Source organism: Kribbella sp. NPDC031520 (assembly GCF_055580825.1).
Window position 1 is genome coordinate 819,927 of record NZ_JBVIKS010000001.1, and the last position, 13,368, is coordinate 833,294.

The window sequence follows — 13,368 nt, forward strand, 5'->3', positions numbered from 1 at the left end:
CCAGCATGCGCCTGACAAGTGCTCACCAAGTGAGCAGTTTGTCCCCAGCTTCGTGATCAAGCAGCGCGCGCTTGCGTTCAATCCCGCCGCCGTACCCGGTGAGGCTGCCGGTCGACCCGACCAGCCGATGACACGGGACGATGATGCTGATCGGGTTCTTCCCGTTCGCCAGCCCGACCGCGCGCGCCGACTGCGGTTTCAACCCGAGCGCGTCGGCGAGCCCGCCGTACGTCGTGGTCTCGCCGTACGGGATGTCCTGCAGCGCGGTCCAGATTTGCCGCTGGAACGCCGTCCCGTTCAGGTGCAGCGGTACGTCGAACGTGGTCCGCCCGTGGTGGAAGTACTCGTCCAACTGCTCCGCGACCGCGGGCAGGACCGTGTCGTCGCGATCGCCGAACGTCGCCTCATCGGGGCGGTACCGCTGCTCGTCCATGTACAGCCCGGTCAACTCGCCCGCGTCGGTGCCCACGAGCGTGAGCGGACCGACCGGGCTGTCGACGACGGCGTACGTCACTGAGTGGACTCCCACTGCGCGCGGTCGATCCGGTAGAACACGTGCCGCTTCAGCCGGTGCCCGTCCTCGATCCGCGGGTGGTCGAAGTCGCCGGCCTCGTCGTGCAACATGCCGATCCGCTGCATCACCCGCTGCGACGGCACGTTCGTGGTCGTGGTGAACGAGACGATCTCGTCCAGCCCGGCCGGGCCGAACCCGTGCGCGAGCGCCGCCCGGGCCGCCTCGGTCGCATACCCGTTGCCCCAGGCCCCCTTCGCGAGCCGCCAGCCGATCTCGACGGCCGGCATGAAGTGCGCCTCGAAGCTCGGCACCGACAGACCGGTGAAGCCGATGAACTCACCGGTTTCCTTCACCTCGAGGGCCCACAGCCCCCAGCCCCGCTCGTCGATCAGCGGCAGGTTCCGGTCGATCAGCGCGTCGCTCTGCTCCCGGGTCTGCGGCGCCGGGAAGTGTTCCATCACCGCCGGATCCGCGTTCAGCGCGGCGAAGGGCTCGCGGTCGGAATCACGCCATTGGCGCAGCAGGAGACGGTCGGTGGACAGCTCAGTCATACTCACTCCGCGTCAGTTCTCTTGTGCCCGCTTCGCGGGAGGTTGGATCACCTGATACGTCACGTCGTCGGCAGCCGGGATCTTGTTGATCGGATGGTCGCCGATGGCCCACAGGTACTGCACGGCGTACGCACGCCAAGGCCGCCACGCGCGGGCGTGGACGGTCAGTGATTTGGGGGCCTCGGGCAAGCCTAGGTCACGCGCGGCGTAGCGGATACCGAGATCACTGGCCACGAAGGCATCCGGGTCACCGAGCGCGCGCATCGCGATCGACTCCACGGTCCACGGACCGATGCCGGGAAGCGCGGTCAGTTGCTCGCGGGCCCGGTCCCAGTCGGCGCCGGCGCCGAGGTCGATGTCGCCGTTCGCCAGCGTGCCGATCAACGTGGTGAACGTCGTACGGCGGGACTTCGGGAACGCCAGCGCCTCCGGGTCGAGCCCGGCCAGCGCCTGCATCGTCGGGAACAGGTGCGTGAGTCCACCCGCCGGGTCCTCGATCGGCTCGCCGTGCTGCAGGACCAGTCGATGCGCGTGGGTGCGGGCGGCCGCGGTCGACACCTGCTGACCGAGGACGGCGCGTACGGCGAACTCCTCGCCGTCGACGGTGTGCGGTACGCGCCGGCCGGGTGCTTTCGCGATCAGCGGTGCGAGTACGGGATCGGAGCCGAGCAGGTCGTCGACGGCGACCGGGTCCGCGTCCAGGTCGAGCATCCGGCGGCAGCGGCTGATCGCGATCGCAAGGTCGCGCTGGTCGGTGAGCGAGAGCTGGCAGGCGATGTGGTCCGGCATCGGCTTCAGCGCGACGACACCGTGGCCGTGCGGGAGCCGGAGCGTACGGCGGTAATAGCCGTCGCGCCACTCCTCCACACCTGGTACGCCGGTCGCGATCAGGTGGCCGAAGAGGTTGTCCGGCGTCAACGGCGCACGGAAGGGCAGGCGCAGCGAGATCGTACCGGGCACGGCGGACGTCGTACCTCTGCGGGCTCGGCGGCGCAGCTCGGTCGGGGCGAGCGCGAAGACCTCCTGCACGGTCTCGTTGAACGTACGGACGCTCGAGAAGCCGGCGGCGAACGCGACGTCCGCCATCTGCAGCTCACTCGTCTCGATCAGCAGGCGCGCGGTCTGCGCACGCTGCGCGCGGGCGAGCGCGAGCGGACCGGCACCCAGCTCGGCAAGCAGTTGCCGCTGCACCTGCCGCACGCTGTACCCGAGCCGCGCGGCCAGCCCCGGTACACCGTCCCGGTCGACCACGCCGTCTGCGATCAGCCGCATCGCCCGGGCAACGAGGTCCGCGCGATCGTTCCACTCCGGCGACCCAGGACTCGCGTCCGGCCGGCACCGCTTGCAGGCCCGGAACCCGGCCTGCTGAGCGGCCGCGGCGCTCGGGTAGAACCGCATGTTCTCGACCTTCGGCGGCACCACCGGACAGCTGGGCCGACAGTAGATCTTGGTCGTCAGCACCGCCGTGAAGAACCATCCGTCGAATCGCGCGTCCTTCGACTGGACCGCGCGAACACACCGCTCCCTGCACTCGTACACGCCCTCCAGCATCCCTGCCGCCACCGACAATCACTAGCGGTTTTACGACATGGAGGTGGGGCGGGATTCGCGGGTTTGCGACGGGAGGATCCGGTGGCGGATTCTCGCCAGCTTCGTCGTTGCCGGGCCGGTGAACTTGAAACATGAACGAACTACTTGGCAAGAAGGCATTGGTGACCGGTGGCAGCCGCGGGATCGGCGCGGCGACCGCGATCGCACTCGCGGAACGTGGGGCTGATGTCGCGATCACGTACAGCACGTCCGCGGAGGCCGCGGCGACAGTGGTGAAGGAGATCGAGGGATTGGGGCGGCGCGGGTACGCGTTCGCGATCGACGCGGGTGACGCGGTGGCGGCCGGGGACGGCGTACGACGGGCCGCGGAAACCCTTGGTGGATTGGACATCCTGGTCAACAACGCGGGTGTCGGCGCGATCGCACCGATCGGCGACCTGTCGCTCGAGGACGTGGACCGGGTCCTCGCGGTGAATGTCCGGGGCGTGTACGCGACCACACAGGCCGCCGTACCACTGCTGTCCGACGGCGGGCGACTGATCCACCTCGGCAGCTGCGTCGCCGAGCGGGTCCCGTTCGCCGGCATGACGCTGTACGCGATGAGCAAGTCCGCACTCACCGGCCTCAGCAAGGCCCTCGCCCGCGAACTCGGCCCCCGCAACATCACCTCGAACGTCGTCCAGCCCGGCCCGACCGACACCGACATGAACCCCGCCGACGGCCCCGGCGCCGACCCCCAACTCACCAACCTCACCATCCAACGCTTCGGCACCCCCACCGAGGTAGCAGCCGCCATCACCTACCTGGCCGGCCCCCACGCGTCGTACCTCACCGGCACCGAACTGACCATAGACGGCGGCCACACCGCCTGAACCGCCTGAAACTGTCCGACACCGCCCCTACCGTCAACACATGAAGTTCTCGGTGACGGTAGGGGCGGTGGGTGTTGGCCGCGATCCGCGTGGGCTGGCGGAGTTGGCGCGGATAGTGGAGGAGTCCGGGTGGGACGGGATGTTCCTGGAGGACTACCTCGTCTACCAGGGCGATGCGAGCGAGCCGACGTACGACCCGTGGATCTGCCAGGCGGCGATGGCGATGTCGACCGAGCGGATCCGGCTCGGGACCACGGTGACCCCGCTCCCGCGCAGAAGGCCGTGGAAGGTGGCGGCCGAGGTGGTTGCGCTCGATCAGCTGTCGAACGGGCGGATGATCCTCGGCGTCGGGATCGGCGACCCCGGGGATCCGTTCATGGAAAGCCGGAGTCCGCGGGTGCTCGCGGAGATGCTCGACGAAGGGCTGGCGATCATCGACCAGCTGTGGACCGGGCAGCCCGTCACCTTCCACGGCAAGCACTACACGCTCGACAACGCACAGCTCACGGCGCGGCCGGTGCAGCGGCCGCGGGTGCCGGTCTGGGTGGGTGGGGACATGCTGGTTCCTGCGGTCCGTCGGAGGATCCTGCGCTGGGACGGATCGTGTGCGTACAAAGGCAGCACGGATGCGCCGCAGCAGATCATGCCGGAGGATGTACGGCGGCTGCGGGACGCGCGGGAGCTCGACGTGAAGGTGAGCGGGGGCGACCCCGCTGCGTTCGCCGAAGCAGGTGCTACCTGGTGGGGCCGGTGGATCCCACCAGGTCCGGCCGAAGACACGCTGGCGATCGTGCGGCAGGGCCCGCCGGTGTGCTGAACCGTTGACAGGGCGACGGGGGTGGGGAGAGACTGCGGGGGATTTGAACGTTCAAACCCCGTGGGAGGTCGGATGGCTACGTTGAAGCAGGTGGCCGCCCACGCTGATGTGTCCGTGCAGACCGTGTCGAACGCGTTGAACGCACCGCATCGGCTGCGGGCGGACACGCTCGAGCGGGTGAACCGGTCGATCGAACTGCTCAACTACCGGCCCAATCGTAACGCCCGCAGTCTGCGGACCAGTGCGGTCGAGCTGATCGGGTACTGCGTGCCGAACTGGCCGAACCAGACGCACCTGGTGATGGACCAGTTCCTGCACGCGCTCTGCGCCGCCGCGGAACGGAGCGGCCGGCACATCCTGTTGTTCACCGCACCGCCCGGTGTCGACGGTATGCCGACGTACGACGATCTGCACGCCCGCCGGATGGTCGACGGGTTCGTCCTGTCGCAGACCGAGACGCACGACCCGCGGCACGGGTGGCTGAAGGAACAGGGCATCCCGTTCGTCAGCTTCGGCCGGGTGTGGAAGGAGTCCACGCAGCCGGGCCCGTGGGTGGACGTCGACGGCGCGACCGGTTCCGCGATCGCGGTCCGGCACCTGTACGAGACCGGCCGCCGACGGATCGCCTTCGTGGGCTGGCCGAAGTCGTCCGGTCTCGCCGAGGACCGCCTCGCCGGTTGGCGGAACGCCTGCAAGAGCCTCGATCTGCCGACCGTCGGCCTGTCCGTCCGTTGCCGTGCGGACAGTATCGACGAAGGCGCCGCGGCCACCGCGCGGCTGCTCGACTCCGGCCGGGACATCGACGGGATCGTTGCCCTGAGCGACATTCTCGCCCTCGGCGCGCTCCGCGAGCTGACCGCCCGCGGGATCGCCGCCGGCGGGCAGATCGGCGTCGTCGGGTACGACGACTCGCCGCTCGCCGAGGTCGTCTCGCCCGGCCTGACCAGCCTCCGGCAACCGATGGACCGGATCGCCGAGGAACTGATCGCGATCCTCACCGGCGGCCCCGGCGACGGCTCCCCGGCCGAATGCCTGCTGCTGCCAGAACTGGTGATCAGGGGCAGCTCCGCCCCTGGCTGATTTCGGCGCTCCCCCCGGCGCCGCGAGAAGGAGGAACCGCCATGACTCCCTATCCGACCCGAAGTACCAAGCCCCCACGCCGGCGAGCACGACGTACCGCAGGCGTCGCGCTGCTCGCCACCGCAACCGTCCTGGCCGGCACCGCGTCGGCCGTCGCAGGTCCGTCGACAACCACCCGCACGTCGACAACCACCAGCACGTCGACGACGGCAACCGCACCGTCCGAGCTCTCCGAGACCACTCGGCTGGCCGATCGGCGGTCGCTGGTCGTCGGCGATCGTGCGTACGCGATGGGTGACGAGACCGGCCTGTATCCCGCCGCCGGCTGGCATGTGCGTGGTGAGATGGGCGGGTTCTGGTCACAGCCGATCAAGCTGCTCGACGGGATCTGGTTCGGCCTCGACGGGAACTGGCTCGGCACGCAGGTCCCGGCCGCGAAGTACACCAGCGGCCACGGCTACAGCCGGATCGACTACCCCGGCGCGGTCGACGTACGCCGTACCGACTTCGTCCCGGACGGCATCCGCGCGACACTCGTCGGCCTCACGTTCAGATCGAGTACGACGAAGACCGTCAAGCTGAACGTCGACGCGCACTCCGAGCTGATGCAGCCGTACCCGTGGGACTGGACCACCCCGAACGCGATCGACGCCAACCTGCCCGACACCGGCGACTTCGTGGACGGCGCGCTCCGGTTCCGCGAGCAGGGCACCCCGTCATACCCGAACGCGAAGCCGCACGACTTCGCCGCCTTCGTCGGATCGTCCCTGCATCCGGCGAGCTACCAGCCCGGCGCGGACCACCGCGGCCCGCAGAGCCCGCCGGTGATCTGTCCCAAGGACGGTACGACGCCCGCCCGCTGCGACGACTCCCTCACCGGTAAGGGCACCGGCGGCGGACTCACGTACGACGTACCGCTGAAGGCCGGCGAGCAGAAGACGATCTGGTTCGCCGTGGCCGGGTCGGACCAGGGCAGCGAGGCCGCCGAGAGCGAGTACCGCAAGGCACTGAGCGACCCGGACATGTTGCTGCGGGCAAAGACAGCGGCGCGGCAGCAGATCGACTCGCAGTCCGCAGTGGACCTTCCTGGTGACCGTCTGCTGCAGCAGAGCGTCGAGTGGAGCAAGCAGAACCTGGCCGACTCGGTGCAGCAGGCGAACAACCTGCGGATCCGCGACGTCAACGAAGGCAAGGACTACCCGGCACCGGTCGGGACGGTACCGACCGCCCGCTGGTTCGGGGCGGGCTTCCCGGACTACCCGTGGCTGTTCGCGACCGACGGCGAGTACACCGCGTTCGCGGCCGTCGCGGCCGGTCAGTTCGACACCGTGAAGGCGCACCTGCGCGCACTCCGCGACGTCAGCGATCTCCTGAACAACCACAGCGGCAAGGTCGCCCACGAGGTGACGCCGACCGGCGACGTGTACTTCGGCTCGAACCAGAGCGCCGGCAACACCGACGAGACCGTGAAGTTCCCGAGTACAGTCGCGCTGCTGTGGCGCTGGACAGGTGACAACAAGTTCCGCGACGAGATGTACGACTTCTCCGTACGGAACCTGCAGTACGTCTACAAGACGCTGGACAAGGACGGCGACGGCTGGCCGGAGGGCCTCGGGAACGTCGAGCGGTCCGGGATGGGCGTGGAGAAGCTCGACAACACGGTCTATCTCATCCGCGGACTACGAGACCTGGCCGACCTCGCCGCGTCGAAGCACGACACCAAGATCGAGAAGTGGGCGACCGGTAAGGCGAACGACCTCGAGTCCCGTTTCGAGACGCAGTGGTGGGTACCGCAGGCGATGGGGTACGCCGACTCGATCGACGACCCGGCCGACCCGGCGAACGACAACACCCCGATCTTCCAACGGCACTGGACCGGCGTGACGCCGATGGAGGCCGAGCTGACCCGCCCGGACGGGACGTCGCCACTCGCGTCCACCGAACACGCGAACATCGCCCTCGACCAGCGCGAGAAGCCTTGCTACACAAGCGAATTCGGCCTCTTCCACACCGGTACCGGGCCGACCTCGGACCCGAAGGGCAACCCCGGCCCGTCCTGTGACGCAGTGGTGTCGCAGGTGCCGAGCGAACGCAGCATCTTCGGCCTGAACACGTCGATCATGGCGGTTGCGGAGGGCAACTTCGGCCGCCTGGGTGCGAACCAGCAGCGGGTCTACACCACCGGCAACGCGCGGATCCAGCTCGACCCGTCGGTGTGGGAGGTGCCCGGCGCGATGCCGGAGATCGCCCCCTCGCCGGACTCCCCCGCGAACATCGGCCGGGCGTTCTACGACCGTTCGATGGCGCTCCAGGCGTGGGGTACGTACGGCATCCTCTGGCCGGTGATCCACCAGCAGCTCGGCGTCGACCCGGACCTGGGCCACGGGCGGATCTCCGTCGTACCGCAGCTCCCGGCCGGCCAGCCGAAGGTGGCCGGTAGCAACATCCGGGTCGGCGGCGGTGCCGTCGACGTGTCCGCACGCCTTGCAGGTAAGGCGTTGTCGACCGACGTGACCATCAAGGGCGTCCGTGCGGCGCTCACGGTCGGTGCGGTGCTGCCGTCCGGCACGACGGTGAAGAGCGTGACGGTCAACGGTCACGCGGCGCAGTACAAGTTGGTCAGCACGAGCCGCGGCACGCAGGTGCAGGTGGCCGGTACAGGCTCTCAGACCGAGCTGAAGATCATGCTCGGCTGAGAGATCCCCACCAGAACCCCGAGGTCGCTCCGCGTCCTCGGGGTTCTGCTTTCTGCACTCACCAGTTCCGCTGAACACAGAAGGGCGGGCCCCTCCGAGTATGAGTCGGAGGGGCCCGCGCAGCTGAAGGAAAGTGACGTCTCCAGCTTCCCGATACGGGTCCGTAGAGGCCGGCAGACCCCGTCACCGGTCTACCTCGGTGGGGATCCCCACCGCGAGGGCTCTCGGTTTCCGTTCGACCCGCCGCCCCGATCCGAAGCAGCGTGTCGCCAGTTCTACCGCCGCCGATAGGGTCGGCACAAGCCTTTCCAGGCAACAGATTCGGTCGTCCACACAGATCGCCCAACCATCCACAGGAATGGCCTCGGTTATGCACAGGGGGTGTGTATAAGGTCTCTTAGTCCTCAGGTGGTTTGAGTACCCAACGGTTGCAGGATGCGACAGCCGGCGTACAGACCGGGTGCACCGATGACCGGGGCGATCATCCCGCGGCGGAGTACTGGGACTGCTGGAGTGACTTCTTCAGGGCCGGTACAGCCGGACCGACGCGGACCGCGAGCTGCGCGAGGCGATCCTTGTGGCGGGTGCGCTGCTCCTTGGTGACGACGGTCCGGAGGTCGGCGGTCGCCGCGAGGACGACGACGGACGCGTCGCGGAGGTCGACCCGGGACACGAGACGCGACGGCCTGAGGGTGTCACGCGCACTCTGCAGCAGCTGACGCCGTACCAATGGTTGCCGGAGCGTGATGCGGTCGGCCGGGAAGACGCCGAGTACGCGGTGCGGCTCGACCTTGATGAGCCGATCACGGGCCAGCTCGTCGCGTACCTGCCGTACGGTCGCGCCACCTCGGCGATCGATCCAGTGCCGCCACCGCCGCGGGCCTACCGCCCGCAACTCCTCGAATACTGAGGCAACCACCGGATCCCCCGGCACCACCCCAGCCGCCACCCGGACCCGGCCGGCGTCATCCACGATGTTCCCACCCAGTTGCAGGTCCACGAGGATCGCCGCCCGCAACACCTTCCCGAGCTTGGAACGAGCCGTCAGCTGGGACCGTTCCGGGTCGTACGCCAACAGGAAAACCCTTGCTGCCAAGGACTCCGGGGCAGTTGCGTTGCCGAGTGCAACTGTCTTGCGCGGCCGGGCGGGTTGCCTGGCCGGCGTCGAGCGTTCCGGCCGCCGCAGCGGCGTGACCACAGCTCTACGCATCGTCTTCCTCCTTGGACGGGCGGCCCGGGCGGCGTTGTCTGGTGACGCCGGTCGGGAGCCGGCCGGCTTCTGCCAGGGCACGGCGGAGCAGGTACTCGATCTGGGCGTTGGTGCTGCGCAGGTCGTCGTTCGCCCAGCGGGCGAGCGCGTCGTGCACCGCGGGATCCAGCCGGAGCAGGATCTTCTTCCGTTCGACGGCCACGTCGGACCGCGCCTACTGGTACAGCGAGCCGGTGTTGACGACGGGTTGCGCGTCCCGATCGCCGCACAGCACCACCATCAGGTTGCTGACCATGGCCGCCTTGCGCTCCTCGTCGAGCTCGACCACCTCGTGCTCGGACAACCGGTCCAGCGCCAGCTCGACCATGCCGACCGCACCCTCGACGATCCGCTGCCGGGCCGCGACCACCGCACCCGCCTGCTGACGGCGCAGCATCGCCTGGGCGATCTCCGGCGCGTACGCCAGGTGCGTGATCCGGGACTCGATCACCCGTACGCCGGCCGCGTGCACCCGGGCACCGATCTCCGCGGACAGCTTCTCGGTGATCTCGTCCGTACTGTCCCGCAGCGACAGCACCTCCTCCTCCTCCTCCTCGGAGTGCACGTCGTACGGGTAGCTGTTCGCGATGTGCCGGACCGCGGTCTCGGTCTGGATCGCGACGAACTCGACGAAGTCGTCCACCTCGAACATCGCCTGCGCGGTGTCCTCCACCTGCCACACCACCACCGCGGCGATCTCGATCGGGTTGCCGTCAAGATCGTTGACCTTGGCAACGGCCGTCTCGTGGTTGCGGATCCGGGTGGACACCTCGCGCCGGGTCGCGATCGGCACCACCCAGCGCAGACCGGTGGTCCGGACGGTTCCGGAGTACTGACCGAGCAGCTGCAGCACCCGGGCGCGGCCCGGCGACACCGCGGTCAGCCCGCCGGCGACGATCACCGCGGCGATGAACACCAGGATCCCGAGGCCGACGATCCACCCGTTCCCGGCGCGGGCGGCGAGAACGAACACGACCACCCCGGCCACCGCCAGCACGAACGCCAGCACCGCGAACGGCCACCCGTTCCGCTCCCAGCCGGCCCGCTCGGTCACCTTCGGCGCCGGCATCTCCACTACGACATCCGCCATCACAAGCTCCTCTCGAATAGCTCCAAGGTAGCAAAGTGATATCATATTTAGCAAGCCCGTCCCGCACAAGTGCCAGGGTGAGGTGGGTCAGGGGAGGCGGGTGGCCAGGGCTTCGAGGTGGGACTGCCAGTCGGTGGAGTGGGAGTTGGGGAGGGGGTCGATCGGGGACGGGCCCCAGGCGTGGATCGGGCGGATGCCGTGCAGGGCGTTGAGGAGCCAGGCTTCGGTGGAGTTCTCCAGGGCCGCCGGGGTGATCGGGTGTTCGGAGACCTCGACGCCCTGGGCGCCGGCGATCCGGCGCAGGAGGTTCGCGGTGACGGACGGGAGGATCGGGCGGTCGGACGCCGGGAAGCAGAGGGTGTCGTCCTCCCACCAGGCGACGGCGGAGTACGCCGCCTCGAGGACCGTGCCGTCCGTGTCCAGGAGCAGGATCTCGTCCGCGCGGTCCGGAGCGCTCTCCCGAAGCTTGCCGAGCAACTCGAGATCCGGCCCCTTCACCCGCGGCGCGGTCCGCGGATCCGGACCGTCGTGTACGGCGACCCGCACCCGCCCGCCGATCGGTGGCGCCGGCCGCAGCTGCACCGCCAGCTCGCCCGACGCACGCAGTTCGAACCGCGGGAACCACCGCCCGAAGCCAGGCAGCCGCGTCACCTGGTCGTCCCAGAACCGCTCCGCCGCCACCCCGGCCGCGGCGCACGACCGGACGAACCGGTCCCGGTGCAGCTCCAGCCCCCGAACCTTGCCATTGGCAACCAGAAACGAGTCCGCCACCAGCAGGTCAACCATCTCCCCCAGCCTTTCCGCCGACGGCAGCCGTTGCCTTCAGCACCATTTCGTCGTACTCCGCGACCGGGTCCGAGTCGAGCACGATCGCACCCCCGGCCCCGATCACGGTCGCGTCCGGGGTCAGCACCGCCGTCCGGATCACCACACTCAGGTCCGCCCGCCCGTCCACGGTCAGGTAACCCAGCGCCCCCGAGTACACCCCGCGCGCACTCGACTCGAGCTCGTCGATGATCTGCATGGTGCGGATCTTCGGCGCCCCGGTCATCGACCCCGGCGGGAAACATGCCCGTACGGCGTCCACGGCGGTCACCCCGTCCCGCAGCCGGCCGCGGACCGTCGTCACCAGCTGGTGCACGGTCCGGTAGCTCTCGACCTGCATCAACTGCGGGACGTTCACGGTCCCGGGCTCGCTCACTCGGCCGAGGTCGTTGCGGATCAGGTCGACGATCATCAGGTTCTCGGCGCGGGTCTTGTCGTCCTCGGCCAGCGCCTTCGCGGCCAGCTGGTCCTGCACCGGGTCCGGGTCCCGCGGTGCGGTGCCCTTGATCGGACGGCACTCGGCCCACCCGTCGGCGTCCACGGTCAGGAACCGTTCGGGCGAGGAGCTCGCCACCGCGAGGTCGCCGTACCGGAGGAAGGCCGCGTACGGCGCCGGGTTCGCGGACCGCTGCCAGCGGAAGAACTCGAACGGATCCGGTACGGCGGGCAGCCGCACGCGGTTCGTCAGGTTGACCTCGTACGTCTCCCCCGCCTCGAGCTCGGCCAGGATCCGCGCGATGCCGGCGAGGTACGTCGTACGGTCCTGCTCCAGGTGCGCCTCGAGGTCGAGCCGGGCGATCGCGGGCGCGTCGACCCACCCCATCCACCAGTTCGACGCTGCCTCCTCGGCGCGGTCCAGCCAGTCCTCGCACCCGTCGAGCGCCACCAGGTAGGTGCGGTCGCGGTCGTGATCGATGACGACGAACCGGTTCGCCCAGATCCACAGCGCGTCGGGTGTTGGGGCCTGGTGCGCGGCCACGCCCCCGGTGAGGGCCTTCAGCTCGTAGCCGAAGTACCCGACGTAGCCGCCGCAGAAGAGCCCGTCGAGCTCGGGTGGCGGCTCCGCGGCGCGCTCCGTGAGCAGGTCGTTCAGCTCGGCGAACACGTCACCGTCGGCGACGTCGCGAACCATCACCTCGGCATCGGCCGTCGTACCGAGAACTGAGACGCGGCGGGGTGAGCGGTCTGTCAGGCTGCCGTCGAGCCAGTACGCGACCGGTTCAGCGGCCAGCAGCTCGCGGTAGACCGTCTCACCGTCGAGCGCCCGGTCGAGCGTCCGGACAGACCAGCGCAGCGCACTCACATGCACACGTTACCGACTCAGACTGTCAGGGCCACCTTGGTTCGCATTGCGGTGATCCGGCGGATGGGGATCGCCACCTCGAGGCCGTCCTTGGATTCGGCACGGTCCGCGAGCCAGGCCGCGGCGGTGTCGCGCCGTACGCCGGGCGTACCGGGCAGGTACAGCGCGTTGACCAGCCGGAGCGCGTCGTCGCGGCTGCGGATCATGTACACGTACCGCTCGCGCTGGCTCTCCATCACGTCGAACCCGGCGTGCTTGAGCTGGTCCTTCAGCTCGGTGATCTCGCCACCGGCCGGGAACTGCGGCGTCGACCGCAGGCGTGTCGTGAGCCCGCTCAGCGTCCGGATGTCCCCGCGCCGCAGTGGCCGTACGGCGGGCACGATCGCGGCCAGTACGCCGCCTCGCCGCAGCACCCTGGCCGCCTCGTGCAGCACGTCCGGCAGTGGCTGCAGCACCATCAGCCCCATCGAGCAGGTAACGACGTCGAAGACCTCGTTCGCGAACGGCAGGTGCAGAGCGTCGGCTTGCACTTTCGGACCGGGCGCACTGTCGAGCTGGGCCGCGTTGTTGTCGACCCCCACCACCCAGCGCCCGTACAGCTCGCGCGCGACCGGCCCGTTGCCGCAGGCCAGGTCGAGGATCCGGCGCGCCTCGCCGGACACCGCGCGGACCAGCCAGCGGTACGGCGTGTGATCGCCCGCCACCGCACGGGACAGCAACGCCTCCGTGCTCCCGGGTGCGGCGGTATGGAACTCCCGCAGGTACTGCGGCCAATCGACAGGATTCTCAGACATCGCGGACCGACGCTACCGGCAGACCA

The 13,368-nt window shown here is 69.4% G+C and carries 13 protein-coding genes; 4 read left to right on the top strand and 9 right to left on the bottom strand.

Annotated elements, in window-relative coordinates:
* Positions 1-22: 22 nt before the first annotated feature.
* From ACZ5BU_RS04090 to ACZ5BU_RS04100, 3 genes are read right to left on the bottom strand one after another with little or no spacing between them, the layout of a single operon-like run.
* Positions 23-514: a methylated-DNA--[protein]-cysteine S-methyltransferase gene (locus tag ACZ5BU_RS04090; protein ID WP_465695376.1), complete on the bottom strand. Its 492-nt coding sequence runs from the start codon at positions 512-514 to the stop codon at positions 23-25.
* Positions 511-1,065 (bottom strand): GNAT family N-acetyltransferase, encoded by a 555-nt coding sequence (locus ACZ5BU_RS04095; RefSeq protein ID WP_465695377.1) that lies wholly within the window; start codon positions 1,063-1,065, stop codon positions 511-513. The genes ACZ5BU_RS04090 and ACZ5BU_RS04095 overlap by 4 nt, the downstream gene beginning before the upstream one ends.
* A 12-nt stretch (positions 1,066-1,077) precedes the next feature.
* A complete protein-coding gene (locus ACZ5BU_RS04100) occupies positions 1,078-2,604 on the bottom strand; it encodes an AlkA N-terminal domain-containing protein (RefSeq protein WP_465695379.1) in 1,527 nt (508 codons plus the stop codon).
* A 143-nt stretch (positions 2,605-2,747) separates the two neighbouring features.
* Here ACZ5BU_RS04100 and ACZ5BU_RS04105 point away from each other — a divergent pair, with 143 nt between their 5' ends.
* The 4 genes from ACZ5BU_RS04105 to ACZ5BU_RS04120 all read left to right on the top strand — a co-directional run bounded on the left by ACZ5BU_RS04105 (position 2,748) and on the right by ACZ5BU_RS04120 (position 8,081).
* Entirely contained in the window at positions 2,748-3,488 is a 741-nt protein-coding gene (locus ACZ5BU_RS04105; RefSeq protein ID WP_465695381.1) for an SDR family NAD(P)-dependent oxidoreductase, read from the top strand.
* 40 nt (positions 3,489-3,528) lie between these two features.
* Complete coding sequence (locus ACZ5BU_RS04110) at positions 3,529-4,305, top strand: LLM class flavin-dependent oxidoreductase (protein ID WP_465695382.1); 777 nt, start codon at positions 3,529-3,531, stop codon at positions 4,303-4,305.
* A 72-nt stretch (positions 4,306-4,377) separates the two neighbouring features.
* The gene (locus tag ACZ5BU_RS04115; protein ID WP_465695384.1) at positions 4,378-5,385 is read left to right on the top strand and encodes a LacI family DNA-binding transcriptional regulator; all 1,008 of its coding nucleotides are present in this window, start codon (positions 4,378-4,380) and stop codon (positions 5,383-5,385) included.
* Between the two features lie 41 nt (positions 5,386-5,426).
* Positions 5,427-8,081, top strand: coding sequence for a glucosidase family protein (locus ACZ5BU_RS04120; protein WP_465695386.1), 2,655 nt, complete (start codon positions 5,427-5,429; stop codon positions 8,079-8,081).
* 481 nt (positions 8,082-8,562) lie between these two features.
* Here the strand turns inward: ACZ5BU_RS04120 and ACZ5BU_RS04125 are convergent, their stop codons facing one another.
* From ACZ5BU_RS04125 to ACZ5BU_RS04150, 6 genes are all read right to left on the bottom strand, one after another.
* Positions 8,563-9,291, bottom strand: a complete 729-nt coding sequence (locus tag ACZ5BU_RS04125) for a GOLPH3/VPS74 family protein (RefSeq protein ID WP_465695387.1) — start codon at positions 9,289-9,291, stop codon at positions 8,563-8,565.
* The gene (locus tag ACZ5BU_RS04130) at positions 9,284-9,493 is read right to left on the bottom strand and encodes a type II toxin-antitoxin system antitoxin (RefSeq protein ID WP_465695389.1); all 210 of its coding nucleotides are present in this window, start codon (positions 9,491-9,493) and stop codon (positions 9,284-9,286) included. Before ACZ5BU_RS04130 ends, ACZ5BU_RS04125 begins: the two co-directional genes overlap by 8 nt.
* 12 nt (positions 9,494-9,505) lie before the next feature.
* On the bottom strand, positions 9,506-10,420 hold the full coding sequence (locus ACZ5BU_RS04135) for an SPFH domain-containing protein (RefSeq protein WP_465695391.1): 915 nt from the start codon (positions 10,418-10,420) through the stop codon (positions 9,506-9,508).
* Between the two features lie 87 nt (positions 10,421-10,507).
* On the bottom strand, positions 10,508-11,206 hold the full coding sequence (locus ACZ5BU_RS04140; protein WP_465695393.1) for an aminotransferase class IV: 699 nt from the start codon (positions 11,204-11,206) through the stop codon (positions 10,508-10,510).
* A complete protein-coding gene (gene pabB / locus ACZ5BU_RS04145; RefSeq protein ID WP_465695394.1) occupies positions 11,199-12,548 on the bottom strand; it encodes an aminodeoxychorismate synthase component I in 1,350 nt (449 codons plus the stop codon). The genes ACZ5BU_RS04140 and pabB overlap by 8 nt, the downstream gene beginning before the upstream one ends.
* A 17-nt stretch (positions 12,549-12,565) precedes the next feature.
* Positions 12,566-13,342 (bottom strand): class I SAM-dependent methyltransferase, encoded by a 777-nt coding sequence (locus ACZ5BU_RS04150; protein ID WP_465695396.1) that lies wholly within the window; start codon positions 13,340-13,342, stop codon positions 12,566-12,568.
* Positions 13,343-13,368: the final 26 nt, after the last annotated feature.

What these genes read in the sequence shown, in the direction of transcription:
- ACZ5BU_RS04095 (WP_465695377.1), bottom strand. Translation starts at nt 1,065, where the DNA reads ATGACTGAGCTGTCCACCGACCGTCTCCTGCTGCGCCAATGGCGTGAT.
- ACZ5BU_RS04105 (WP_465695381.1), top strand. Translation starts at nt 2,748, where the DNA reads ATGAACGAACTACTTGGCAAGAAGGCATTGGTGACCGGTGGCAGCCGC.
- ACZ5BU_RS04110 (WP_465695382.1), top strand. Translation starts at nt 3,529, where the DNA reads ATGAAGTTCTCGGTGACGGTAGGGGCGGTGGGTGTTGGCCGCGATCCG.
- ACZ5BU_RS04115 (WP_465695384.1), top strand. Translation starts at nt 4,378, where the DNA reads ATGGCTACGTTGAAGCAGGTGGCCGCCCACGCTGATGTGTCCGTGCAG.
- ACZ5BU_RS04120 (WP_465695386.1), top strand. Translation starts at nt 5,427, where the DNA reads ATGACTCCCTATCCGACCCGAAGTACCAAGCCCCCACGCCGGCGAGCA.
- ACZ5BU_RS04125 (WP_465695387.1), bottom strand. Translation starts at nt 9,291, where the DNA reads ATGCGTAGAGCTGTGGTCACGCCGCTGCGGCGGCCGGAACGCTCGACG.
- ACZ5BU_RS04135 (WP_465695391.1), bottom strand. Translation starts at nt 10,420, where the DNA reads ATGGCGGATGTCGTAGTGGAGATGCCGGCGCCGAAGGTGACCGAGCGG.
- ACZ5BU_RS04140 (WP_465695393.1), bottom strand. Translation starts at nt 11,206, where the DNA reads ATGGTTGACCTGCTGGTGGCGGACTCGTTTCTGGTTGCCAATGGCAAG.
- ACZ5BU_RS04150 (WP_465695396.1), bottom strand. Translation starts at nt 13,342, where the DNA reads ATGTCTGAGAATCCTGTCGATTGGCCGCAGTACCTGCGGGAGTTCCAT.